Here is a 22,428-nt window from a genome sequence, read left to right on the forward strand (position 1 = left end):
GCGTCAGATGACGGATATGACCCCTGATCAGGTTGGCGCAGACCACCATGATCACGACCATAAACCTTCCGGGATCATGCGGTGGGTACTGACTACCAATCATAAAGATATAGGTACCATGTACTTGCTGTTCAGTTTCGCTATGTTTTTAACTGGCGGCGCGATGGCCATGGTGATACGTGCCGAATTATTCCAGCCGGGCTTACAACTGGTCGAACCGAACTTTTTCAACCAGATGACGACAGTGCACGGTCTTATTATGGTCTTCGGTGCTGTTATGCCAGCATTTACCGGTTTGGCTAACTGGATGGTGCCCATGATGATTGGCGCGCCAGACATGGCTTTACCAAGGATGAATAACTGGAGCTTCTGGATCCTACCCTTTGCATTCGCGATCTTGTTGATGTCGCTGTTTATGGAAGGTGGCGGTCCAAACTTCGGCTGGACTTTCTACGCACCTTTGTCGACGACCTATTCCCCTGACAGTACGGCCTTGTTTGTGTTCGCAGTTCACATAATGGGTATCAGTTCGATTATGGGAGCCATCAATGTGATTGTTACCATAATGAATTTGCGTGCGCCCGGCATGACCTATATGAAAATGCCACTGTTTGTCTGGACATGGTTCATCACCGCTTTCCTGTTAATTGCTGTGATGCCTGTTCTTGCCGGGGCAGTGACCATGGTTCTGACGGATAAATATTTCGCAACGTCGTTCTTTGATGCCGCCGGTGGCGGTGATCCCGTTATGTTCCAGCATATCTTCTGGTTCTTTGGCCACCCCGAAGTGTACATCATGATTTTGCCAAGCTTTGGCATCATTTCTGCCATCGTCCCTGCTTTTTCACGCAAGAAATTGTTTGGTTATGCCTCAATGGTTTACGCCACCGCCTCGATTGCTGGCTTGAGCTTCATTGTATGGGCTCACCATATGTTCACTACAGGGATGCCGGTTTTTGCTGAGCTCTTCTTCATGTTCTGCACCATGCTGATCTCGGTACCGACGGGGGTCAAGGTGTTTAACTGGGTAGCTACCATGTGGCGGGGGTCGATGACCTTTGAGACGCCAATGCTGTTTGCTCTGGCATTTATTGTCTTGTTCACTATCGGCGGCTTCTCGGGATTGATGCTTGCAATCACTCCTGTTGATTTCCAATACCATGACACCTATTTCGTTGTCGCTCACTTCCATTATGTGTTGGTGAGTGGGGCTATCTTCTCAATCATGGCAGCAGCCTATTATTGGCTACCGAAATGGACAGGGCACATGTATGACACCAAGCTGGCTTCTTGGCACTTCTGGTGTTCTCTGATATCCGTCAATGTCCTCTTCTTCCCAATGCACTTCCTTGGATTGGCTGGTATGCCGCGCCGAATTCCAGATTATGCGCTCCAGTTTGCTGATATCAATGCGATTGTCAGCATTGGGGGGTTTGCCTTTGGTTTGTCCCAGCTGATTTTCTTGGCGTTGATTGTTAAGTGCATCCGCGGTGGTGAGAAAGCGCCAGCCAAACCATGGGATGGCGCAGAAGGCCTCGAGTGGGAAGTACCTTCTCCTGCGCCTTACCATACTTTCTCCACACCACCGAGAATTGATTAAGCCGGAGGCGATATGGATTCAGACCAAACCAACGAAAAAACCAATAATCGTTCAGCGGTAAAGCTAGCGTTTATGGCGTTGCTGATGTTTGGATTCGCCTTCGCTTTAGTGCCTCTGTACGACGTCTTTTGTGACATCACAGGCATTAACGGTAAAACCAGTGGTGAGGCCGCTGAAGAAATTAATCAGGTGGACTTCTCCCGCACCGTCACAGTGGAATTTATTGCTTACATCCGTCCGGGACTTAACTGGACGTTTAAACCAGAGATAAAGCGCATCACTGTGCATCCGGGTGAGACGAAAACAATCTCTTACAGCGCCGAAAACTTGTCTCTATGGAAAGCGGTCGGTCAGGCCGTGCCTTCAGTGAGTCCGGGGCTTGCGGCGCAGTATCTCAACAAGATCGAATGCTTTTGTTTTAACAGGCAGCCTCTGGCGGCAGGAGCGCGCGCCGAGTTGCCTTTGGTCTTCTATGTCGACCCGAGTATTCCGGATGACATTAATACAATGACGCTGGCTTACACCTTATTTGAGGCCAAACCCGAGCCAGCCACACAATAATCGCTACGAGGTTACTATGGCTACGACTGAATCGAATTCAGACATGGCGACAGAATATGAACGCTACTATGTGCCAGAGCAGAGTGCATGGCCGATAGTCGGTGCGGTTGCGTTATTTCTCATTGCGATGGGAGCTGGTGCGACAGTGGCTGATTTGTTTGGGGGTAATGGTCCTTGGATGTTGTTGGCGGGAACCGGCCTTATTCTGATCATGCTGGTGGGTTGGTTTCGAGATGTCATTAACGAGTCGATGGGCGGACTTTATTCCAGCCAAATGGACCGGTCATTTCGACAAGGCATGAGCTGGTTTATTTTCTCCGAGGTCATGTTCTTCGCGGCATTTTTCGGCGCACTGTTTTACGCCAGAATGATCGCCGTGCCATGGCTGGGTGGTGCCAGCAATAATGCAATGACGGCGGCAGTTTTGTGGCCTGACTTCGTTGCACAGTGGCCTCTGCTCAAAACGCCCGGAGGTACCGAGACTCAGGCAATGCCAGCAATGGGTCTACCTCTGATTAACACACTTCTGCTACTCACTTCTTCCGTGACTATTCACTTCGCGCACGTTGGTCTGGAGCAAGACAAGCGTAAGCAACTCACATGGTTTTTGCTTGCCACCATCATTTTGGGATTTGTCTTCCTGTACTTTCAGGTTGAAGAGTATATCCACGCTTACAGGGATCTGAATCTAAAACTCGATTCCGGGGTTTATGGCAATACGTTCTTCTTACTGACGGGCTTCCACGGATTACACGTCACCCTAGGCTCAGTGATCTTGTTCTTTGTGTGGTTACGCATATTGAAGGGGCATATGACGTCGAACAGCCATTTCGCCTTTCAGGCGGGAGCATGGTACTGGCACTTCGTTGATGTGGTGTGGTTATGCCTCTTTGTCTTCGTCTACATATTGTGACAAAGACCGTTATTTCGCTCAGTAAGGGCGTGAGTTTGGCTCGATAGCTCCAGTCGCTAGCGCTATCAAGAGGATGACAAACACCAAGACGGAGAACAAAACACGACGTCCCAAGTATCGGGACATAGGTACGTCCGACTGACCTTTGATAAGAACTGGAAGCGCCCTGAACAGGTTAAAAATGATAAAAACGAGCAGGCAGACGAGTATTCCTTTGAGCAGCATAACGCCTCCAGCAGGCAGTAATAAGAACAACGACTCTGAGTCAGTACGTAAACTGAGACGTTTCGGATTTCTGGTATTCACTGTCGCCTTTACCGTGGTGTTGGTCAAGCTCGGATTCTGGCAGCTAGGACGTGGCGCAGAAAAAGCAGAGCTTATTCAGGTAATGGCTCAGCGTGAACAAACTGTGGTTACATCGCCACGCTTGATGGGTGAGAAGGTCAAAGGTATTCGCGTTGAGTTCAACGGCACCATAGAGACGGGCCAGAGTCTGTTGCTCGACAATCAAACCCATAAGGGTATTGCGGGTTATCGTTGGTTTGCTCCGATGACGGTCGGGGCGAGCACTGTCCTTCTTGAACTTGGCTGGTTACCTGCCCCCAAATACAGAAGCGAACTTCCGGCAATTCAAGCGTTTTCAGGAACCTATAAGGTCACAGGTATTGCTGACATTCCCTCACCAATGGTTACGTTATCTGAAACAGAGAATATGACAGGCTGGCCTAAGCGGGTTCAGCGTATTGACCTCCCAAGATTTGAAAATCAGACGGGTATTTCCGTCATGCCATGGATCATCAGAGCAGACGCCGTTAGTGGCATTGGTTCAGGTGACAACATCTTACCCTCAACAGGAGCCGTTCATGTTTGGCAACCCGTGGTAATGAAACCGGAAAAACATTATGCCTACGCGTTGCAGTGGTTCGGTCTTGCTGCGGTAGTGGTTATAGGGACAGTGATATGGTGGCGAAGGAGTCGTGAAGAATGAAAGGAAAACAAGCATTACTGATTGTCGCGGCGGTATTCATTCTACCCATCGCGGCTGCAAAACTGGTATTGGAATTGGGGCTTTATCAAGGTGGCGCGACCAATCACGGTCTGCTTTTTGCTGACAAGGATATTATCGAAGCTGACTGGCTTGATAAAAAAGGGGACTGGCGTGTGGTCTATCCCATGCCCTCGGAGTGCACAGAATCCTGCAAATATGCGCTGTTCCAATTGGGTCAGATTCCTATTGCCGTCGGTCCAAATCGCGATCGATTCACAGGCATAGTACTGACTCAGTCTAATGATGTGTCCCTGCCGCTCAAAGGTAATCCTGACTTGCAGATACAGCAAATTGATGAAGATGTGTTTGCTCAACTCAGCGCGCTACCTATCAACCACCAAGGCGATGTCTTCTATCTCGCTGACCCACTTAACAACGTGATCCTAGCCTATCCAATCCCTGCAGATAACGAGTCACGTATCGCGCAGGGAAAAGGGCTGTTGTCTGATTTACGGAAACTGATGAAATTGTCAAAGGTAGGTTAGCCATGGATAGAGATAGAGCGTACCGCATATTTATTTACATTACTCTTTTCTGGTCTCTGCTGGTGGTTGGCATGGGGGCGTACACCCGTCTGACGGAAGCAGGACTGGGTTGTCCTGACTGGCCGGGATGCTACGGTTTTCTGACGGTTCCTCAGACGCAGGAACAAATCATATCTGCAGAACAAGCCTATCCGGGAACGCCAGTAGAAGTTGAAAAAGCGTGGAATGAAATGATTCACCGCTATATTGCGGGTGGGCTAGGTCTAATGATTGCCGGAATTGCCTTTCTGTCTTGGCGGCAAAAAAACAGACCTAAAACAATACCGGCTATTTTACTTGCTGTTGTGGTGTTTCAGGCTGTGCTTGGCATGTGGACGGTTACCATGAATTTAATGCCTGTTGTCGTAATGGGCCATCTCATGGGCGGGTTTTGCACCGTGACCTTGCTGGCTATACTGGCAAGGCGGCAGTATCGTAGTGCGCCCTCGCCGAATCAACTCATTCATCACCCTGTCTCTCCCACTACAAAAATTGACAGTCGCCTAAAAGCACTGGCGATTGCCGCACTGTTGGCGACCGTTGTACAGATTATTCTTGGCGGCTGGACCTCGGCAAATTATGCGGCCACAGTTTGTACCCAATTGCCTGTTTGCGAGGTGGATTGGTACAGCAAATACGATACCTCTGCATTCAACCCCATCGTCCCGGAACATCAAACCTATCAGTACGGTGTGCTTAATTTTGATCAGAGAGTGACCATACACGCGACGCACAGACTGGGTGCCATGGTGGTGACTATTCTGCTGTCTTTGCTCGCACTGGCGGTTTATCGGGTGCTGGGTAGGAATGCCAGCCTTACCCTTTTGGGACTTCTTGGTCTCCAGATAGCGTTGGGTGTGACCAATGTAGTGGCCTTGCTGCCACTACCTGTTGCTGTAGCGCACAATCTGTGTGGCTTGGCCCTTTTACTGGCCGTGGTTCATGTCAACATGCGATTATTTTATCGGACTGAGCCAATATCAGTCGTTGCAAAAAGCAGGGATGCGCGGAGGATAAGTCATGGATAAGGCAACACCCTCTCAAGAGTCAATCACGAGCACGGTTAACGATATCGGTCTCGCTGGCTGGCGGGATTACCTTGAGATGACCAAACCGAAAGTGGTTGCCATGTTGTTATTAACAGCCTTGGTAGGGATGTGCATGGCGGTGCCAAGCTTGCCTCCGGCAACCGCGGTGATCATCGGTCTGTTAGGCATTGGGATGCAATCTTCAGCGGCAGCGGTCTTCAATCATGTTTTAGATAAGCGCATAGACCGTAAGATGCAACGAACCTTTAAACGTCCTATGGCCAAGGGGAGGGTATCTAATGCAAATGCCCTGACTTTTGGCACCGTGTTGATGGTTGTTGGTTTTGTCTTGTTGTACACGCTCAATGCGCTGGTTGCCTGGCTGACCTTCGCCAGCTTGATTGGTTATGCGTTGGTATACACAGTGTGGCTGAAGCATGCGACGCCTCAGAACATTGTGATAGGCGGTCTTGCCGGCGCTATGCCCCCACTTCTGGGTTGGGTTGCAGTAACGGGTGAAGTACATGCTCATGCTCTACTCCTGGTGATGTTGGTTTTCACCTGGACCCCGCCTCATTTCTGGGCGTTGGCGATTCACCGAAGAAATGATTATGCCAAAGCAGATGTGCCTATGCTGCCTGTGACCCATGGAATCAATTTTACTAAAACCATGGTGCTTCTCTACACTATGCTGCAAGTTGTTGTTGGCTTGTTGCCTTGGTTATCGGGAATGAGCGGTTATCTCTACCTCATTGGTAGTCTTGCCTTGAATCTTGGTTTTGTCGCTTATGCGTGGCGGCTAAAATTTTCTGATGAAAAAGGGCTGGCCTGGCAAACATTCAAATTTTCAATTTGGCATATTATGGGGCTGTTTGTTGTGCTTCTTGGCGATCATGCTTGGTATGCTATTGGCCTGTAACGAATTATAACTTACCCAGATACTTTCAGTGTCTGGGTACAAGTTTCCTTCTTTTGTGTTTTATGTGTGCTGATTATCGATATCGTCACTCTGTTGTGTGGTGATACACTTCCCGCCCTGTTCTTATTCATGTTTTGAATTGCCATGTCACTCTCCGCTCTAAAAGATACCCGGGTTCACCGGAATGTGTTTGCTCTTGCTTTTCCTATGGTGCTATCAAACATCACAGTGCCTCTGCTCGGTCTTGTTGATACGGCAGTTATAGGACACCTCGAGCACGCATGGTATTTAGGCGGGGTTGCGATGGGCAGTACCATGATCAACGTGCTCTTTTTCCTGCTCGGCTTTCTTCGTATGTCCACGACCGGATTGACGGCCCAGTCATATGGTGCAGAGGACAAACTCGCTATAAAGCGTGTGTTGGGTCAGGGCATCAGTATGTCGCTATTGGCTGCTGCCTGTCTTTTGTTACTGCATCCATTGATTGAACATGTGGTTCTTGGTCTGAGCGAAGCCAGCAACGAAGTTAAACATTACGCCAGCGAGTACTTTTCAATCAGGATCTGGAGTGCCCCGGCTGCACTGACCAATATGGTGATAATGGGTTGGTTGCTTGGCACACAAAATGCCCGCCATCCTATGGTGCTGTCGATTGTTGTTAACCTGTTCAATATCGGACTCGATTTACTTTTCGTAGTTGGATTTGGCTGGAAGGTGCAGGGGGCGGCGGCAGCAAGTGTTGTTGCCGATTATGTCGGCATGATACTAGGACTCTGGTTTGTCGCTCGTCGTTCAGGGCAACTTCATCTACCCGCTATCGCGCGTAAGTTTTCAGCCCTGAGACCCGGTATTGGAAAATTCGTACGACTTAACCGGGATATCTTTTTACGCAGTCTCTGTTTACAGCTGACGTTCAGCTTTATGACATTTCAGGGCGCAACCCTTGGGGATAAGACTATCGCTGCCAATGCGGTGTTAATGAGCTTTTTAATGCTGATTTCGTATGCGATGGATGGCTTTGCCTACGCAATGGAGTCTATGGTGGGCAAAGCGATTGGCGCTAAAAACAGAGACCAGTTACGCGCCACTTTATCGGTGACGACATTCTGGGGAGGTATCAGTGCTGTCCTGCTGACAATAGTATTTGGCGCTTTTGGCACCTCGATTGTTGGCATGATTTCGGATATCGAAGCAGTACGCCACGAAGCTGCCATTTTTCTGCCTTGGCTCGTTGTGATGCCTTTATTTTCTATGTGGTGTTTTCTGCTTGATGGTATTTTTATTGGTGCCACCCGAGGCCGTGATATGCGGAACACCATGATAGTGGCAATGACTGGCTTCTTCTTTATCTGGTGGATGTTGAGTGGTGTCGGCAACCATGCTCTCTGGGCTGCGATGCTGGCATTCATGACATTGCGTGGTGGTTTGCTTGCGACAGTCATGCTGTATCAATGGCGAAAAGGTGACTTTTTACCCTCCTGAGGTAAACACCCTAGATTTAGCTGTGGAACCTTCACTTTTGTGCACATAATAATCTTTTGCATTGTGAACTTTTGACTTTGATCGCATGTCCAATGGGGTATTAGTCAGTTAGTACAGCAAGCAAAGGCATTCCTCATGAATAAGCGTTGGTTCATTTCTTCCGTTTTGGTGATCGTTGTGGCAGCAGGCGGTTATACATTTTTAGGAATGAAACCTGCGCCTCCGCCACTCCCTACTATTAAGGTCAACACAGGTACGATTGAAAATCAGGCGCTGGCAGTGGGCAAAATTGTCCCGGTGCATGCGATAGAGATAAAGTCTCAGATTGATGGGATCGTCGGTGAAATATATGCCAAAGTAGGCGAGAAGATAAAAAAAGGCCAACCTTTAGTCAAAGTCAGACCTAACCCTACGCCACAGGATCTGACCAGTGCCTCTTCTGAAGTACTTAGAAGTGAAGCTGAGCTTGAATCCGCACAGCAAAAGCTGAACAACTACAAAAGCCTAATCAAGCAAAAAATCATTCCTGAAAACTATGGTGAATATGTCAGCGCCAAGGCTGCAGTGAAATCTGCTAAAGCGGTTGTTGAGCAGCGCCGTCAGACACTTGAGCTGATTAAAAGTGGTGAGGCATCCATTGGCAGTAACAAGCTGACATCAACAATCACCGCCCCTATTGATGGCACAGTTCTCAACCGTCAGGTGGATGTGGGTGACCCTATCATTTCAACAAGTTCAAATCAGGCCGCGACTAAAATGATGTCGCTGGCCAACATGAGTAACATTGCATTCAAAGGCAGTGTCAGTGAACACGATGCGGCCAAGCTGACGGTGGGTATGCCAGTATCAGTGACTCTGGCCCCGTACCCGGATGTCGTTATTAAAGGGGTATTGGAAGAGGTTGCCATTCAATCTGAAAAGCTTAATGCCGTCGCTTCCGATGCCTTCGATAACGGGTTTCAGGTTGAGGTTGGCCAGTTGGTTATTCCTCCTGAGGTGACGGTCCGTTCAGGCTTCTCTGCCACTGCGCATATCACGCTGAAGAAAGTTGCTGATGTACTGACCCTACCAGAGCGGGTACTCAAATTTGATGGCGATACTGCCAACGTCATGGTGCCTGACGACTCCGAAAAGGGTTTTCATCTCAAGACAGTAAAACTTGGGCTGTCTGATGGCATCAACGCGCAGGTGCTGGAGGGGGTTGGACAAGGTGATACTGTTATTGACGCCAGCCAGGCGGGAGTTGACCATGAGTAACACGAATCTCGCTACTGTGTGTGGCTTTTTCCTTCTCAGCCTGTCTTTTAATGCTGACGCATACTCGATTGAGCAGGCATGGAAAGAGGCAAAGAAAAATGATCCAGAATTAGCCAGTGCGGGAATTGTGGCGCAGAAAGGAGAACTATCGGTAAAGGCCAGTAAACAACAGTTGATGCCTTCAGCAGATCTAAACGTGAGAGGGGACTGGAGCGAGAATCAAAATTCTCAGTATGCCAACGTATCGCTTAGTCAGTCTCTCTGGGACAGCCAGTTGTATACCGGGGTCGAGCAGGCTAAAGCAGACAGCGAGCGGGCAAAGATTAACAGAGACAATGCATTATCTTTACTCGGTAAACGACTACTGAATGCTTATTTCGAACTCGCACTCGCGCAATCAGAACACAGATTGGCAACGGTGGAATTTGAAGATGCTCAGTCTCTCGAACAAATAGTCAGCCGCGCTTATCAGGCTGGAAGAAATAAATCCGTCGATGTGGACGATGCAAGGCTCAATACGTTGAATGATAGTTCGAGGGTGCTTGATGCCAGCAGTAATCTTGAGCAAAAAAAAATTGTACTTGCGGCATTAACGCAGGTGATGCCAAAAGACATTGATGAACTCAATCCCAAAGCGGTCGATGTTCCCGCTGCCCTTGGTCACAACCTAGATGATTGGCTGGGTATGGCTACTGAGAGCGGATACGCACTCAAGCTCGCCAGACAACAGGTCGCAGCAAAAGCACTCGACAGACAGCGAGCGAAGGAAGGTTACCAACCTAAAGTAACCGCCAGTATAGGTTATGCTATTTCTGATGTTAACAGGGACGGTGAAGCAACGGCATCACTGAGCCTCAATCTCCCCTTTGATCTTAACGGGCAAATCAAAAGTGGTGTTGAAGCAGCCTCGTTAGATGAGTTGGATGCTAAACAGCAGGTAAGAAAAGAGGAACAAAGATTAACCTCGTCGATTAGACAGCAATTTTCCCAGCTGAAAAACAGTGAAGAAAAACTGGCAATTGAAGAGCTGCGGGTCAATCAGCAAATGACTCTGCTGGAGAGTAAAAAGCGCCTCTATGACTCAGGCCTGTTGACCCTTTCTGACCTGATTGAGGAGCAAGATAAACTTTTCTCCACTAGAACGGATCTTGAAAAACAAAGGTACAGTGTCTGGCAAAACCGGGTTGAATTACTCTACACATCGGGCGGACTGAATGAAGACGCCGTTGCCCTGATAGCAAAGGCGTTTGACTGATGATCGCCATTTTGCAGCAAACCTGGCAGACGGTAACCGCACATAAGGTGAAAAGCGCGTTGGCAGTAATTGCCATCGCGTGGGGGATGCTGTCTGTGATCATATTGATGGCGATTGGAGAGGGCTTCTACCGTCAATCAAGTGCCTCGTTAGCCGCTTTATCTAATGACATCCAGATAACTATACCCTCTCAGACGAGTAAATCATGGCAGGGCATACCGCAAGGTCGGAAGTTAACAATACCTAATGGCCTTCTGCCGAAGTTAAAGGAATCAGGCTTCACGTCAGCTGTTTCGGCTGTGTATGGAAAGGGTGCTCAAGTGACAAACAGTGCCGGCGTGACGTTCGCATCTGAGGTTGCCGGTATTGATGCTGATTATGCAGACCTGATTTTGTTAACGCTGCAAAAAGGTTCAAGAGGCATTTCCCCCTCGGACATGAAAAATCACAATCCGGTCGCTGTGGTGGGGAAAAATGCTGCGAAAGCAGGAGGGATATCGCTCGGTGATACTATCAGGGTGAACGGTTATCCGTTGACTGTGGTGGGTCTGATGTCAGAAGGTTCAAAGGGATTATCTTTCGGTGATGAGCAGCGAGTCATGATACCTCAGACCCTATTCAAAGATTTTTGGATATCTAAGCCTGACTGGCTGCTTGTTAAACCAGCGGAAGGAGTGAATGGTTCGCAGTTACGTAACATGCTTCAGCAATTTTTTGCCCGCGAGTTGCACTTTGACCCGAGCGATCGCAGCGCACTCACGCTGCCGGACTTAAGTGGTGCAGCAACAATGATCAATTCTATTCTTCGTGGGATTGAGATTTTTCTGGCAACCAGCGGTGTGATGACACTGGCGGTGGGTGCGCTCGGGGTTGCCAATATCATGTTCCTTTCGGTGACAGAGAGAACGCGCGAAATCGGTGTCAGACTCGCCGTTGGTGCCAGACAGCATACTATCATGACGCAATTTATTATTGAGGGAACGGCGCTTGTTATCCTAGGGATGTTTGCAGGCTTATCCGTTGCAGCCGTTGTGGTTCGCATCATGACGCTCAGTTCATTGCCAGAGTGGATGGGGCAACCAGTTATCACTGTTAACGCCATACTGATCGCGCTAATAGCAACTTCGGTACTTGCGTTGTTGGCCTCCTATTTTCCGGCAAGGCGCGCAGCACGTCTTACGCCAGTGATCGCGCTGACTACCCGGGGGTAATTATGTTGCCAATCAGACAAATTTTTCAGGAAATGGTCGCTGAAAAGCTTCGGCTCAGTCTTACGGTTCTGGCTGTTGCCTGGGCGACAATGTGCATTGCCGTCATGTTATCGGTCGGCGAGGGGCTTCGTCATGGCGTGATCAAAATGACTCAAAGTGGCAGCGGCAATTTAATTTTAGTAAACGGTGGTGTGGCATCGAAAACGTTCGGGGCTTTCCATGCTGGCAAAGCGCTACGCTTAAAAGCTGATGATCTTCCTCTAATGACGGCGTTACCGGGGGTGGACATGGCAATACCCTCGGCGAGCTGGCCCGAAAGGCCCACAGTAGGAGACAATGTTTCCTGGAAGAAGCCATTGGCAGTGACTCAGTCTTATCTTGATATGACACATTTGCAATTAATGCCCGGTGGTCGCTGGTTTAACCCTTACGACAGGAAAGATGCCAGAAAGGTCATTGTGTTGGGTTATTCCACTGCGGCCGAGTTGTTTGATGCGCAAAGCGACAGCGATGATATTTTTGGCGAGGCGACACTTCGTTCTAACCCAGTCGGTAAAACGGTGAAATTGGGTGAAGAGGTGTTTACTGTCATCGGGGTGATGAAAAAGACCAGTGCCGACATTGAAAGTGGCGCAGTGAACTATGCCAGCTTCGTACCCTACGGGACTTGGCAGCGTTATTATCCCAATGTCAGTATTGATACCATTAATGTCCTGCCTCAAAAGGGCATTTCACGAACTCAGCTTACCGCCACTATTCGGACAACCTTGGCCAGAAAACATGGTGCCAGCATTGACGATCTCTCAGCAATCGACGTGACAGACAGGCTTAGTGAGCAAAAAGAGATGCAGTCCTTTCTGGTCGGGCTTCAGTCATTTCTCGGTATTATTGGTTTCGTCACCCTCGCCGTGGCTGGTGTTGGCATTGCCAACGTCATGTATGCGACGGTCAAGCGCTCTACCCGGGATATTGGGGTAAGGATGGCCGTTGGCGCAACACCGGGTGCAATCAGAGCGCATTACTTGGTTCAGTCATTGATGACCATGTCGCTGGGAGGTGGCGTAGGAATCTTGGTGTCCTATGCGCTGGTGACTGGTATTTCCGCCATCGATCTGAGTGGCAACCCGATGTTCGACGCGCTGGGTCAACCTGTGCCCGAATTGTCTTTTTTAGTGGTATTTATCGTTATCATCACTCTGGCCCTAATTGGTGTTGCCGCCGCATGGTTCCCCGCAAACCGGGCTGCCAGTGTGACTCCACTCGAGGCATTGCAAAGTGAGTGAGTCTTCCAAAACAATCAAACAAGAGGCCAATATGTCGCTGGATAATCCCTTAGTGAAGTTAACTGATATCCAGAAATTCTATGCGGGCGGAGAAACAGAAGTACGTGCGCTTGATGGGGTGGACTTAACGATCAACAAAGGTGAGTATCTTGCGATCCTCGGCCCCTCAGGCTCGGGGAAGTCGACCCTGATGAATGTACTGGGTTGCCTCGATAAACCCACGGGTGGAGATTATTGGTTGGATGGTGAAGACGTGGCGAGCTTGTCGCCGGATCAGTTGGCCGGATTACGAAGCAGGAAAATAGGTTTCGTTTTTCAAAGTTTCAACCTGCTGGAATACGCATCTGCACTGGACAATGTTGCTCTTCCTTTGGTTTACAGTGGTGTCAGTGCCCGCGAGCGTCGGACAAGGGCGGCGGAGATGCTGACAAAAGTTGGGCTTGGTGAGCGGATTCATCACAAGCCAAACCAACTGTCTGGCGGCCAGAAGCAACGTGTTGCCATTGCTCGTGCGTTGGTCAACAGGCCGCAGATCATTTTTGCTGATGAGCCGACGGGCGCATTGGATTCCAAATCTGGCGCAGAAATTGAAGCCTTGTTTAACGATCTGCATCAGGAAGGCAAGACTCTGATCATGGTGACCCATGATAACGCGCTGGCCGAACGGACTCGGCGGGTGATAACCATTAAAGACGGAAAAATTATCGCTGACCGCAGACCACAGTCGTAATGGCGGTGTTCAGGCACAAAAAAGCCCCTAAAGGGGCTTTTTATTTTCTTTGTCAAAGACATTGCCCTGACAATATTGGACGCTATGCGATTTTTGAGCGCAATTCAGCGCGATGGGATCAGTAGTAAGAGTGATCGCCGTGTGCGTGTTCTGTCACGTCACGTACTGCCGTCAGCTCATCACTGAATTCTGCCAGCAGCTGTTTTTCGATGCCGTCCTTCAGCGTCACATCAACCATAGAACAACCGTTACAGCCACCACCAAACTGGATAACCGCTGCACCCTCATCCGTGATCTCGACCAGGCTGATATGACCGCCATGACCTGCCAACTGAGGGTTGATTTGCGTTTGAATCATATATTCAACGCGCTCCATCAGCGGAGCATCACCTGAGACCTTGCGCATTTTAGCGTTGGGTGCCTTCAGGGTCAGCTGAGAGCCCATTTTGTCAGTGACAAAGTCAATCTCAGCGTCTTCCAGAAACGGCAGGCTCAGCTCATCAACGTAGGCAAGAAAGCCAGTGAACTCGAGTTTGGTATCGCTGGCCTCAATAGCGTCTTGAGGGCAGTATGACACGCCACATTCCGCGTTTTGTGTACCCGGGTTAACAACGAATACACGGATGTTGGTGCCGTCCGGTTGCTGCTCAAGCAACTTTACGAAATGGCTCTGCGCATTCTCTGATATAGTAATATTCGACACTGCAATTTACCTGATTTTTTTGCCTATCCTTCGACCAGTTTACTCCTGTTTTCGTCTGGTATCACCCCATAAGCTGAAAGGTTTTAACCTTGTCGCTGAACTCGGTTTATAAATCCCGGTTTTTTGCGGTTCTGCACAAGCAATAGACATCAACGCGCTTAACCCCATATTGCTTCAACAGCCTGCTTAGCGTATTCACCGTACTGCCTGTTGTCACCACATCATCCACTAATGCTACGTGCGAGGGTAACGCAATATTAGTATTAACGGCGAACGCTGACGATAGATTTGACAGGCGCTGAGACCGCTTCAATCCACGTTGAGCAGGTGTCGCTCTTACTCTTTTAAGCACATCGTGTCGCCAGTTTGTATCCAGTTTTATCGCCAGATAATGCGTTAACACTGCACTTTGGTTATATCCTCTGCGACACCTACGCAGCCAGTGCATTGGAACCGGGAGTAACAGTGGGGCAGGTGAGGCGACCTTGTCAGCAAGTAGGGTAGATAAGGGATTGGCAAGCCAAAATTGCCCGCGATACTTGAACTTATGAAGCAGATCATCAATGGGAAAATCATAATCGGCCGCGCAATACAACTGGTCCCAGTCCGGGGGGCGGTTAAGACATTCTCCACATTGGCTCAAATCAGTGACCAGTTTTAATCCACACTGTTTGCATCTTGCGCTGTCCGGAAAGCTGTTACGGCAAACTTCACACCATGGTCCCAAAACGTCATTCAGCCGCTGGTGGCAGAGCTGACAACGTGATGGCAAGTTGCGTAGGATAGCAGTGATCATAAGTCTGATAAGTATTCAGGCATGAGTTGATAATTAATAAACAGGAAGTGGCAATGAACAACAAGCTCCATTGGCAGACACAGGGAGAAGGCTTAGATCTGATTCTCATTCATGGTTGGGGTATGAATGCCGCGGTATGGCAACAAGTGATCCCGCTCCTGACTGACCGCTTTCGAGTACATACGCTGGATTTGCCAGGATACGGCCACAGTCATGCGTTGTCGGCTCATACCATTGAAGAAATGGCGCACCTTTTGCTTAAACATTCTCCAGACAAGGCAATTTGGCTTGGTTGGTCGCTTGGCGGACTCGTTGCAACAAAAGCTGCATTGATGGCGCCGGAAAAAGTAAGTGGTTTGGTGACTGTCGCCAGTAGCCCACGATTTGCAGCGACCAAAGGTTGGCGTGGCATTAATCCAGAAGTACTGGACGCATTTGCAACGCAACTGGATACAGACTTCAATGCCACTATTGAACGCTTCATGGCATTGCAGGCAATGGGAAGCCCAACAGCCAGACAGGATACCCGGTGGCTAAAAGATGCCGTTTTATCGCGTCCTTCACCGGATAAAGCGGCCCTTGAGGAAGGGTTGACCGCACTGGCTGAGGTAGATTTGAGGGAGCAGCTGTCGTCGTTAACCCAGCCTATGCTTCGAATCTATGGCCGGCTTGACGGGTTAGTTCCTGTCAGGGTCGCAGACAGTGTTGATCTGCTTGCCCCTGAATCGGAAAAAGTCGTTTTTGCTGCTGCCTCGCATGCTCCGTTCATTTCGGAGCCGGAAGCCTTTGCCGAGTCGCTGAGAGCATTTGGCGGACAATTTTTGCCCAGTAACTAACAGAAATGTGAAATCTGTCAGACAGGGTGGCTAAATTTTGCCCCACATGCGCCGATAAAACTAGCAGGTTACTTGCTAAGGGAAAAGGAGCGACCATAATGAATATTAGCAACGGTGGATATTCTCCGGTTTATCAACAACCAGTGAAACATACTTGTTGTGAACACAATAAGGCTCAGCAATCAGAGAAGCCCCCGTTAACGCCAGAGCAAAAAGTCGCTGGCGTAGAGCAAGGCAATGGAGCGAAAGCGACAGCAGATGCCAAGGGCAAGGATAAAGATGCTGGTTCTGTTGAGTCATTTGCTTATGGCGCACTAGGGATGGACCATCCTGATGAAGTGAAAAGCAATGATGACTCGGCATATTCTGCAGGGCAGGCATTGTCCGCGCTGGGAACAATAGGAGCGGTGTTGTCGATTCTCATTTAGAGAGAGACAACCACTACTGAGACGGCGCTACGCCTTTGGCCAATGTTGAGGAGACAGCATTGGCATGAACATTTCACCGGCAAACGTCAGCATTCCCGCTGTCGTCCCGTCAGTTAACCCGCCTACAGAACAGGTGGCGCGGGACAACTTGCTGCGTGAAAAAATCATTCCAACCCGCCAGCTCACCGAATCTATGGCTGAAAAGCCAGCCAATTTGGCAGAGAAGCAGCGTAAAAAACCCGCTTGGGATCCTGCTGAACATCAGGACTACGGCCTGCCGGATACCGAGAATGAAAACCCTTACAGCCATGCATTCCCTTTTGCTGAATATTTGCTGAGCGGCAATTTAGTGTCTGGCGATGCTTTCACGTCTAGTCACGGTTACACCATGCGGTTTAGCTTGCCAGAGCCATTGACCGAGCAGCTCAAGGAAATGGAAAAATTTGAGCGCACCCGTGCCGTAGTTGCAGTTCGCTATCAACAGACAGCAGTACCCAACCGACCGTCCGAGATCCTGATTGTGATATAAAAACAGCGCCATTTGGCGCTGTTTTTAATTGATATCGGCTGGTAACAGCGATTATTTTCGTTTTGCCTTCGCAAAGGCGTCGGCAAAAGCCCCGCCCATTGCACTTCCGGTGCTGGAGTTATTGCCCTTGTTGCGACGTTCACCACGACCATCTGATTTGTGACCAGACGAGTGTTGTTGAGGGCGTTTACCTGCCTCATCGCGACGAGATGGCTTATTGGTCTCTCCTGGTTGGTCGTTCAGGCGCATTGACAAAGCGATTCGCTTACGGCCGAGGTCGACCTCCATCACTTTCACTTTTACCACATCGCCCGCTTTAACCACTTCACGTGGGTCAGACACAAATTTATCTGACAGCGCAGAGATGTGGACCAGACCGTCCTGATGAACACCAACATCAACAAAGGCACCAAAATTAGTGACATTGGTGATCACGCCTTCCAGAACCATACCCGGTATCAAGTCTTTCACCTCATTGACACCCTCGGCAAAAGTAGCCGTTTTGAACTCCGGTCTTGGGTCGCGTCCGGGTTTCGTCAGCTCAGATAAGATGTCGTTTACGGTAGGCAGACCAAAAGTGTCATCGACATAGTCGGATGCTTTGACGCTGCGCAGAAAGTCATGATTGCCTATCATGGCATCGACGGCCTTTCCGGTTTGTTTGGCGATACGTTTCACCACAGGATAAGCCTCTGGGTGAACTGCTGAGCTGTCCAGAGGGTTCTTTCCTTTCATGACTCTCAGGAATCCCGCACATTGCTCATATGCTTTTGGGCCGAGGCGAGGCACTTTGAGCAGCGTTTTTCTGTCATCAAAACGGCCATTTTCGTCGCGGAAAGCAACGATATTCTGCGCAATGGTGGTACTCAGACCGGCAACCCGGTTTAACAGGGCTGGAGAAGCGCTGTTGACGTCCACACCTACTGCGTTAACACAGTCTTCGACCACGGCATCCAGACGTTTGGCAAGCTGGCTTTGGCTGACATCATGCTGATACTGACCCACACCAATAGATTTAGGGTCAATTTTCACCAGTTCTGCCAACGGATCTTGCAGCCGGCGTGCAATCGACACCGCGCCGCGCAGTGAAACATCCAGACCCGGAAATTCAGCAGCTGCCAGTTCACTGGCAGAATATACTGAAGCGCCTGCTTCACTGACCATCACGCTTTGAATCTTTAGTCCGGCGTCTTTGAGCATGCCGTTTACAAAGGCATCAGTTTCACGGGACGCAGTACCGTTACCGATGGCAATCAGGTCGACCTGATGTTTTTTGATCAGCGCCATCACGACTTTCGCAGACTCTGCAATTCGGTTTTGTGGCGGTGTCGGGTAAATTGTCGCGGTATCCAGCAGTTTGCCCGTGCTGTCGATAACGGCCACTTTACAACCAGTACGAAGGCCGGGATCAATGCCCAGCGTACAGCGAGGACCTGCTGGCGCGGCCATCAGCAGATCTTTCAGGTTATCGGCAAACACCTGAATCGCGCCAGTTTCTGCCATGTCGCGCAGGCCGCCCATCATCTCGGTTTCCATGTGCATGGAGATCTTTATCCGCCATGCAAAACTGATCACCTGTTTGCGCCAGCGATCGGCGGGCTTGCTTCCGAGGTTGATGTCATAGTGGTCTGCAATAATGGTTTCACAGTATGAGCCTGTTGATTTGGTGTCCTGACCGGGATCAGCATTGAGGTTCAGTTGCAGTATCCCTTCGTTTCGGCCACGGAACATTGCCAGTGCACGGTGCGAGGGCACCCGGGTCAGTGCTTCATCGTGTTCAAAGTAATCTTTGAACTTAGCACCCTCCTGTTCTTTGCCTTCCACCACACGAGAAGAAAATTCGGCATTTTGCTGCAAATGGCGGCGTATTTTCGCTAAAAGGGTGGCATCTTCTGCAAAACGCTCCATCAAAATAGCACGCGCTCCATCAAGTGCTGCTTTGCTATCGGCAACGCCTTTTTCCCCGTGGACGAAGCCAGACGCCTCAGTATCCGGATCCTTGTCCGGCTCATTCCATAATCTATCGGCTAATGGCTCTAAACCCGCCTCAATAGCGATTTGTCCCTTTGTCCGGCGCTTGGGTTTGTAGGGTAAATACAGGTCTTCAAGACTGGTCTTGCTGTCGGCCGTTAAAATAGATTTTTTCAGTGAATCGTCCAGTTTTCCCTGCTCATCAATAGCGTTGAGAATGACCTGACGGCGATCTTCAAGCTCTCTCAGGTAACCAAGCCGGGATTCGAGATTACGAAGCTGAGTATCGTCGAGTCCCTGAGTCACCTCTTTTCGGTAGCGGGCAATAAAGGGAACGGTATTACCGTCATCCAGCAGTGTCACAGCAGCAGTGATTTGTTTCTCACTGACGTTAAGTTCACTGGCGATTTGTCGGTTAATCAATTGCGTCATGATAGTCCTTGCGAAGAATCATTCCGGCAAGCGCCGGAAGAGAGTTATTCGGTATCTTGCTGGTAGCGGATAGCGTTTACATACCAGGTTTTGGGGCCCTCAGGCGTCTGGACGACGGCTTCCTCATCCACTTCCTTTTTAATCAGCGCGCGGGCCATGGGGCTGTCGATAGAGATATACTGCTTTTCGCCATAGATTTCATCCGGCCCAACGATACGGAAAGATTTGGTCTCACCCTGCTCGTTTTCTACCTCGACCCAGGCACCAAAAAAGACTTTTCCGTCCTGCTGGGGGTGGTAATCAATCACCCTCAGGATTTCAAGTCGCTTTCTCAGGTACCGCACCCGGCGATCTATCTCACGCAGTAATTGTTTGTTGTACTTATAGTCTGCGTTCTCCGAGCGGTCGCCCAGGCTGGCTGCCCAGGAGACAATCTTGGTGATCTCAGGGCGTCTCTCTTTCCAAAGAAAGTCGAGCTCCTGCTTGAGTTTGTTGTAACCCTCACGGGTCACCAGATCGGTTTTTTTCATTGTATTCCTTTGTGGCTGGCCGTTTTCCTGTTGCCTGTCTGCCCTCAGTTCTTGACAGTGTTCACTGGGCTGGCAGCCGTTGTCCGGATGTCTTTATAACGCCTTTATTCACCATAGAGAAGTCTAGCGTTCTGCCAACCACACAAATCCATGAAGGAATGGCAACATGGCTCACATTTGACATCATGAGGTGCCAGTCACAATACCTATGTGGCAGGTAATAATTGGTAACACAAATTCTGCTGGCTGTATCGAGTGTTTCTATTGCCTAGTAGAGAGAAGGTGTACACTGCTCGGGTAGTGGAGTTTTTCATTTGTCAGTTTAAGTAGGTGAGTGATGCAAGAGACATATAAGATCTTGGTGGTCGATGACGACATGCGTTTGCGCGCACTGCTGGATAGGTATTTATCTGAGCAGGGCTTTCAGGTCAGAAGTGTTGCCAATGCTGAACAGATGGACAGAATGCTGGCTCGCGAAGGGTTTCACCTTATGGTGTTAGATCTCATGCTACCGGGCGAGGATGGCCTGTCTATTTGCCGTCGTCTCCGTCAGGCGAATAACACAATGCCAATCCTAATGCTTACGGCGAAAGGCGATGAGATTGACCGAATTATTGGCCTTGAAATGGGTGCTGATGATTATCTGCCCAAGCCATTTAACCCGCGTGAGCTGCTTGCTCGTCTGCGGGCGGTACTTCGACGTCAAACTAAAGAGCTGCCCGGTGCGCCGAGTGCAGAGGATACCGTGGTGACGTTTGGCGAGTTTAAGCTCAACCTCGGCACTCGTGAAATGTACAAAGGCGATGAGTTACTGACTTTGACATCAGGCGAATTCGCTGTGCTGAAAGCACTGGTGACCCATGCCCGTGAGCCTTTATCGCGTGATAAGTTGATGAATATGGCACGTGGTCGTGAGTACTCTGCGATGGAGCGCGCGATTGATGTACAGGTTTCCCGTCTGCGCCGGATGGTTGAGATTGATCCGAGTAAACCGCGCTACATTCAGACGGTATGGGGACTGGGTTATGTCTTCATTCCTGACGGCGAAGCATGATGCGCTTCGCACCGCGTAGCCATCTTACCCGCACTTTTGTTGTTCTGGCTGGCCTGTTGATTGCCAGCCAAATCTTCTCTTATGTCACCGTAATGAATTACGCGCTGATGCCGAGTATCCAGCAGTTTAATAAAATTCTGGCTTATGAAATCCGCTTTATGCTCGATGAGGACGAGGAAGAAGTGGATGGCAAGGTCTACAAGCTCAATGAAAAACTCAGAGTCAGATTACTGGAAAAGCTTGGCGTAACACTTTACGACGGCAGTGATGCCAGAGTCCGGCGTGATTTTGCTTCTGCCACATCGATCGATTTACTCAGTGATAATATGACAGAGCAACTGGGTGTGTGGACAGAGGTCAGGATCCGTCTGGGCAGTGAAAGCTATGTCATGTGGCTAAGAAGCGACGCTTTCAAAGGCTATTACATGCGTATCCCGCTGACTGAGCTGCAGGTTGAAGACTTTTTGCCTCTGTTCTACTTCAGCATGTTGATTGCACTGGCGGTGATGGGCGGTGGGTGGCTATTTATCAAGCTCAACAACCGACCACTTGCGGCACTTGAAAAAGCAGCTATTGAAGTGGGTAAGGGCGGGCACCCGGTACCCATCAGGGAAACAGGCTCGTCAGATATTCGTGCTGTTACCCGCTCGTTTAATCGGATGAGTGAAGGAATTCGCAAACTCGAAGAAGACAGAGCTTTACTGATGGCAGGCGTCAGCCATGACATTCGCACCCCACTGACCCGAATTAGACTTGCCACAGAAATGATGTCGCCAGACAACAGCTATCTCGCTGACAGTATTAATAAGGATACTGAAGAGTGTAACGAGATCATTAACCAGTTCATGGATTACCTCCGTTCCATGCAGGAACAGGATATGATGCCATTTTCAGTCAATAAGATGATTCTTGGCTTGGTGGAAGCTAACCGAAGTGCAGGCACTCACATAGAGACCCAACTGGAAGATATTCAGATTGATATGGTCGCCAATGAAGTGTCAGTGCGCCGGGCCGTGAGTAATCTGGTAATGAATGCAATTCGTTATGGTGATGGCGAAATCTGTATATCCAGTGCGCTATCGGCAGATAATCGGGCATTTATCGTGGCTGTTGAAGACAATGGTCCGGGTATTGCGCCGGAGCAGGTTCCAATATTACTTGAACCGTTTACCCGCGGTGACACAGCACGCGGTAGTGAGGGAACCGGGCTTGGACTTGCGATTGTGAAGCGTATCGTCACTCAACACGGCGGTGATCTGCAATTATTGCCGGGTACTGACGGCGGTCTCAGGGCCGAAATAAAGTTACCTGTGAGGGAGGTGTAGTGAATATTTCACT

At 49.6% G+C, this 22,428-nt stretch carries 24 protein-coding genes; 18 read left to right on the forward strand and 6 right to left on the reverse strand.

Annotation, left to right across the window (positions count from 1 at the left end; genetic code table 11):
- The first annotated feature begins 7 nt into the window (after positions 1–7).
- From ctaD to A8L45_RS10720, 3 genes are read left to right on the forward strand one after another with little or no spacing between them, the layout of a single operon-like run.
- Positions 8–1,600 carry a cytochrome c oxidase subunit I gene (gene ctaD / locus A8L45_RS10710; RefSeq protein ID WP_068902064.1) on the forward strand — a complete coding sequence of 531 codons (1,593 nt, stop codon included), beginning with the start codon at positions 8–10 and terminating at the stop codon, positions 1,598–1,600.
- 12 nt (positions 1,601–1,612) lie between these two features.
- On the forward strand, positions 1,613–2,161 hold the full coding sequence (locus A8L45_RS10715) for a cytochrome c oxidase assembly protein (protein WP_068902066.1): 549 nt from the start codon (positions 1,613–1,615) through the stop codon (positions 2,159–2,161).
- 16 nt (positions 2,162–2,177) lie between these two features.
- Positions 2,178–3,074, forward strand: a complete 897-nt coding sequence (locus A8L45_RS10720) for a cytochrome c oxidase subunit 3 (protein WP_068902067.1) — start codon at positions 2,178–2,180, stop codon at positions 3,072–3,074.
- Positions 3,075–3,092: 18 nt separating this feature from the next.
- On the opposite strand, the gene A8L45_RS23805 is transcribed toward A8L45_RS10720, so the two are convergent.
- The gene (locus tag A8L45_RS23805; RefSeq protein WP_083228295.1) at positions 3,093–3,299 is read right to left on the reverse strand and encodes a DUF2909 domain-containing protein; all 207 of its coding nucleotides are present in this window, start codon (positions 3,297–3,299) and stop codon (positions 3,093–3,095) included.
- Between A8L45_RS23805 and A8L45_RS10725 the strand changes: the two genes are divergently transcribed.
- The 10 genes from A8L45_RS10725 to A8L45_RS10770 all read left to right on the forward strand — a co-directional run bounded on the left by A8L45_RS10725 (position 3,289) and on the right by A8L45_RS10770 (position 13,811).
- Positions 3,289–4,062: an SURF1 family protein gene (locus tag A8L45_RS10725; protein ID WP_068902182.1), complete on the forward strand. Its 774-nt coding sequence runs from the start codon at positions 3,289–3,291 to the stop codon at positions 4,060–4,062. The genes A8L45_RS23805 and A8L45_RS10725 overlap by 11 nt on opposite strands.
- Complete coding sequence (locus A8L45_RS10730) at positions 4,059–4,607, forward strand: hypothetical protein (protein ID WP_068902069.1); 549 nt, start codon at positions 4,059–4,061, stop codon at positions 4,605–4,607. Before A8L45_RS10725 ends, A8L45_RS10730 begins: the two co-directional genes overlap by 4 nt.
- 2 nt (positions 4,608–4,609) lie before the next feature.
- Positions 4,610–5,674 carry a COX15/CtaA family protein gene (locus A8L45_RS10735; RefSeq protein ID WP_068902071.1) on the forward strand — a complete coding sequence of 355 codons (1,065 nt, stop codon included), beginning with the start codon at positions 4,610–4,612 and terminating at the stop codon, positions 5,672–5,674.
- Positions 5,667–6,593: a heme o synthase gene (gene cyoE / locus A8L45_RS10740; protein WP_068902073.1), complete on the forward strand. Its 927-nt coding sequence runs from the start codon at positions 5,667–5,669 to the stop codon at positions 6,591–6,593. Before A8L45_RS10735 ends, cyoE begins: the two co-directional genes overlap by 8 nt.
- 144 nt (positions 6,594–6,737) lie before the next feature.
- On the forward strand, positions 6,738–8,075 hold the full coding sequence (gene dinF, locus A8L45_RS10745) for an MATE family efflux transporter DinF (RefSeq protein WP_068902075.1): 1,338 nt from the start codon (positions 6,738–6,740) through the stop codon (positions 8,073–8,075).
- A 135-nt stretch (positions 8,076–8,210) separates the two neighbouring features.
- A complete protein-coding gene (locus A8L45_RS10750) occupies positions 8,211–9,332 on the forward strand; it encodes an efflux RND transporter periplasmic adaptor subunit (RefSeq protein ID WP_068902076.1) in 1,122 nt (373 codons plus the stop codon).
- Complete coding sequence (locus A8L45_RS10755; RefSeq protein WP_068902078.1) at positions 9,325–10,587, forward strand: TolC family protein; 1,263 nt, start codon at positions 9,325–9,327, stop codon at positions 10,585–10,587. Before A8L45_RS10750 ends, A8L45_RS10755 begins: the two co-directional genes overlap by 8 nt.
- Entirely contained in the window at positions 10,587–11,798 is a 1,212-nt protein-coding gene (locus A8L45_RS10760) for an ABC transporter permease (protein ID WP_068902080.1), read from the forward strand. Before A8L45_RS10755 ends, A8L45_RS10760 begins: the two co-directional genes overlap by 1 nt.
- Positions 11,798–13,081, forward strand: a complete 1,284-nt coding sequence (locus tag A8L45_RS10765) for an ABC transporter permease (protein WP_068902082.1) — start codon at positions 11,798–11,800, stop codon at positions 13,079–13,081. The genes A8L45_RS10760 and A8L45_RS10765 overlap by 1 nt, the downstream gene beginning before the upstream one ends.
- A 31-nt stretch (positions 13,082–13,112) precedes the next feature.
- Positions 13,113–13,811, forward strand: a complete 699-nt coding sequence (locus A8L45_RS10770) for an ABC transporter ATP-binding protein (protein WP_068902185.1) — start codon at positions 13,113–13,115, stop codon at positions 13,809–13,811.
- Between the two features lie 118 nt (positions 13,812–13,929).
- On the opposite strand, the gene nfuA is transcribed toward A8L45_RS10770, so the two are convergent.
- Both nfuA and A8L45_RS23810 read right to left on the reverse strand, forming a co-directional pair.
- Positions 13,930–14,514 (reverse strand): Fe-S biogenesis protein NfuA, encoded by a 585-nt coding sequence (nfuA, locus tag A8L45_RS10775; RefSeq protein ID WP_068902084.1) that lies wholly within the window; start codon positions 14,512–14,514, stop codon positions 13,930–13,932.
- 106 nt (positions 14,515–14,620) lie between these two features.
- The gene (locus A8L45_RS23810; protein WP_083228298.1) at positions 14,621–15,310 is read right to left on the reverse strand and encodes a ComF family protein; all 690 of its coding nucleotides are present in this window, start codon (positions 15,308–15,310) and stop codon (positions 14,621–14,623) included.
- A 53-nt stretch (positions 15,311–15,363) separates the two neighbouring features.
- On the opposite strand from A8L45_RS23810, the gene bioH reads away from it, so the two are divergent.
- The 3 genes from bioH (at position 15,364) to A8L45_RS10790 (ending at position 17,103) form a co-directional block, all read left to right on the forward strand.
- On the forward strand, positions 15,364–16,146 hold the full coding sequence (gene bioH, locus A8L45_RS10780; RefSeq protein WP_068902086.1) for a pimeloyl-ACP methyl ester esterase BioH: 783 nt from the start codon (positions 15,364–15,366) through the stop codon (positions 16,144–16,146).
- A gap of 98 nt (positions 16,147–16,244) precedes the next feature.
- Entirely contained in the window at positions 16,245–16,574 is a 330-nt protein-coding gene (locus A8L45_RS10785; protein ID WP_068902088.1) for a hypothetical protein, read from the forward strand.
- Between the two features lie 64 nt (positions 16,575–16,638).
- The gene (locus A8L45_RS10790) at positions 16,639–17,103 is read left to right on the forward strand and encodes a hypothetical protein (protein WP_068902090.1); all 465 of its coding nucleotides are present in this window, start codon (positions 16,639–16,641) and stop codon (positions 17,101–17,103) included.
- A gap of 51 nt (positions 17,104–17,154) precedes the next feature.
- On the opposite strand, the gene A8L45_RS10795 is transcribed toward A8L45_RS10790, so the two are convergent.
- From A8L45_RS10795 to A8L45_RS25505, 3 genes are all read right to left on the reverse strand, one after another.
- Positions 17,155–19,506, reverse strand: coding sequence for a Tex family protein (locus A8L45_RS10795; protein ID WP_068902092.1), 2,352 nt, complete (start codon positions 19,504–19,506; stop codon positions 17,155–17,157).
- Between the two features lie 44 nt (positions 19,507–19,550).
- Positions 19,551–20,036, reverse strand: a complete 486-nt coding sequence (greB, locus tag A8L45_RS10800; RefSeq protein WP_068902094.1) for a transcription elongation factor GreB — start codon at positions 20,034–20,036, stop codon at positions 19,551–19,553.
- 61 nt (positions 20,037–20,097) lie between these two features.
- Positions 20,098–20,223 carry a hypothetical protein gene (locus A8L45_RS25505; protein ID WP_281181511.1) on the reverse strand — a complete coding sequence of 42 codons (126 nt, stop codon included), beginning with the start codon at positions 20,221–20,223 and terminating at the stop codon, positions 20,098–20,100.
- Positions 20,224–20,373: 150 nt separating this feature from the next.
- Here A8L45_RS25505 and ompR point away from each other — a divergent pair, with 150 nt between their 5' ends.
- Entirely contained in the window at positions 20,374–21,090 is a 717-nt protein-coding gene (ompR, locus tag A8L45_RS10805; RefSeq protein ID WP_068902095.1) for an osmolarity response regulator transcription factor OmpR, read from the forward strand.
- On the forward strand, positions 21,090–22,415 hold the full coding sequence (gene envZ / locus A8L45_RS10810; RefSeq protein WP_068902097.1) for a two-component system sensor histidine kinase EnvZ: 1,326 nt from the start codon (positions 21,090–21,092) through the stop codon (positions 22,413–22,415). Before ompR ends, envZ begins: the two co-directional genes overlap by 1 nt.
- The last annotated feature ends 13 nt before the right edge of the window (positions 22,416–22,428 follow it).

The organism is Veronia pacifica, assembly GCF_001707825.1.
GTDB lineage: Bacteria > Pseudomonadota > Gammaproteobacteria > Enterobacterales > Vibrionaceae > Veronia > Veronia pacifica.

Coding starts and splice junctions, on each gene's coding strand:
- A8L45_RS10795 (WP_068902092.1), bottom strand. CDS start 19,506: ATGACGCAATTGATTAACCGACAAATCGCCAGTGAACTTAACGTCAGT.
- envZ (WP_068902097.1), top strand. CDS start 21,090: ATGCGCTTCGCACCGCGTAGCCATCTTACCCGCACTTTTGTTGTTCTG.
- A8L45_RS25505 (WP_281181511.1), bottom strand. CDS start 20,223: ATGATGTCAAATGTGAGCCATGTTGCCATTCCTTCATGGATTTGTGTG.
- A8L45_RS10720 (WP_068902067.1), top strand. CDS start 2,178: ATGGCTACGACTGAATCGAATTCAGACATGGCGACAGAATATGAACGC.
- ompR (WP_068902095.1), top strand. CDS start 20,374: ATGCAAGAGACATATAAGATCTTGGTGGTCGATGACGACATGCGTTTG.
- A8L45_RS10715 (WP_068902066.1), top strand. CDS start 1,613: ATGGATTCAGACCAAACCAACGAAAAAACCAATAATCGTTCAGCGGTA.
- A8L45_RS10750 (WP_068902076.1), top strand. CDS start 8,211: ATGAATAAGCGTTGGTTCATTTCTTCCGTTTTGGTGATCGTTGTGGCA.
- A8L45_RS10760 (WP_068902080.1), top strand. CDS start 10,587: ATGATCGCCATTTTGCAGCAAACCTGGCAGACGGTAACCGCACATAAG.
- A8L45_RS10755 (WP_068902078.1), top strand. CDS start 9,325: ATGAGTAACACGAATCTCGCTACTGTGTGTGGCTTTTTCCTTCTCAGC.
- A8L45_RS10770 (WP_068902185.1), top strand. CDS start 13,113: ATGTCGCTGGATAATCCCTTAGTGAAGTTAACTGATATCCAGAAATTC.
- cyoE (WP_068902073.1), top strand. CDS start 5,667: ATGGATAAGGCAACACCCTCTCAAGAGTCAATCACGAGCACGGTTAAC.
- greB (WP_068902094.1), bottom strand. CDS start 20,036: ATGAAAAAAACCGATCTGGTGACCCGTGAGGGTTACAACAAACTCAAG.
- A8L45_RS10785 (WP_068902088.1), top strand. CDS start 16,245: ATGAATATTAGCAACGGTGGATATTCTCCGGTTTATCAACAACCAGTG.
- A8L45_RS23805 (WP_083228295.1), bottom strand. CDS start 3,299: ATGCTGCTCAAAGGAATACTCGTCTGCCTGCTCGTTTTTATCATTTTT.
- A8L45_RS23810 (WP_083228298.1), bottom strand. CDS start 15,310: ATGATCACTGCTATCCTACGCAACTTGCCATCACGTTGTCAGCTCTGC.
- A8L45_RS10730 (WP_068902069.1), top strand. CDS start 4,059: ATGAAAGGAAAACAAGCATTACTGATTGTCGCGGCGGTATTCATTCTA.
- ctaD (WP_068902064.1), top strand. CDS start 8: ATGACGGATATGACCCCTGATCAGGTTGGCGCAGACCACCATGATCAC.
- dinF (WP_068902075.1), top strand. CDS start 6,738: ATGTCACTCTCCGCTCTAAAAGATACCCGGGTTCACCGGAATGTGTTT.
- A8L45_RS10790 (WP_068902090.1), top strand. CDS start 16,639: ATGAACATTTCACCGGCAAACGTCAGCATTCCCGCTGTCGTCCCGTCA.
- bioH (WP_068902086.1), top strand. CDS start 15,364: ATGAACAACAAGCTCCATTGGCAGACACAGGGAGAAGGCTTAGATCTG.
- A8L45_RS10735 (WP_068902071.1), top strand. CDS start 4,610: ATGGATAGAGATAGAGCGTACCGCATATTTATTTACATTACTCTTTTC.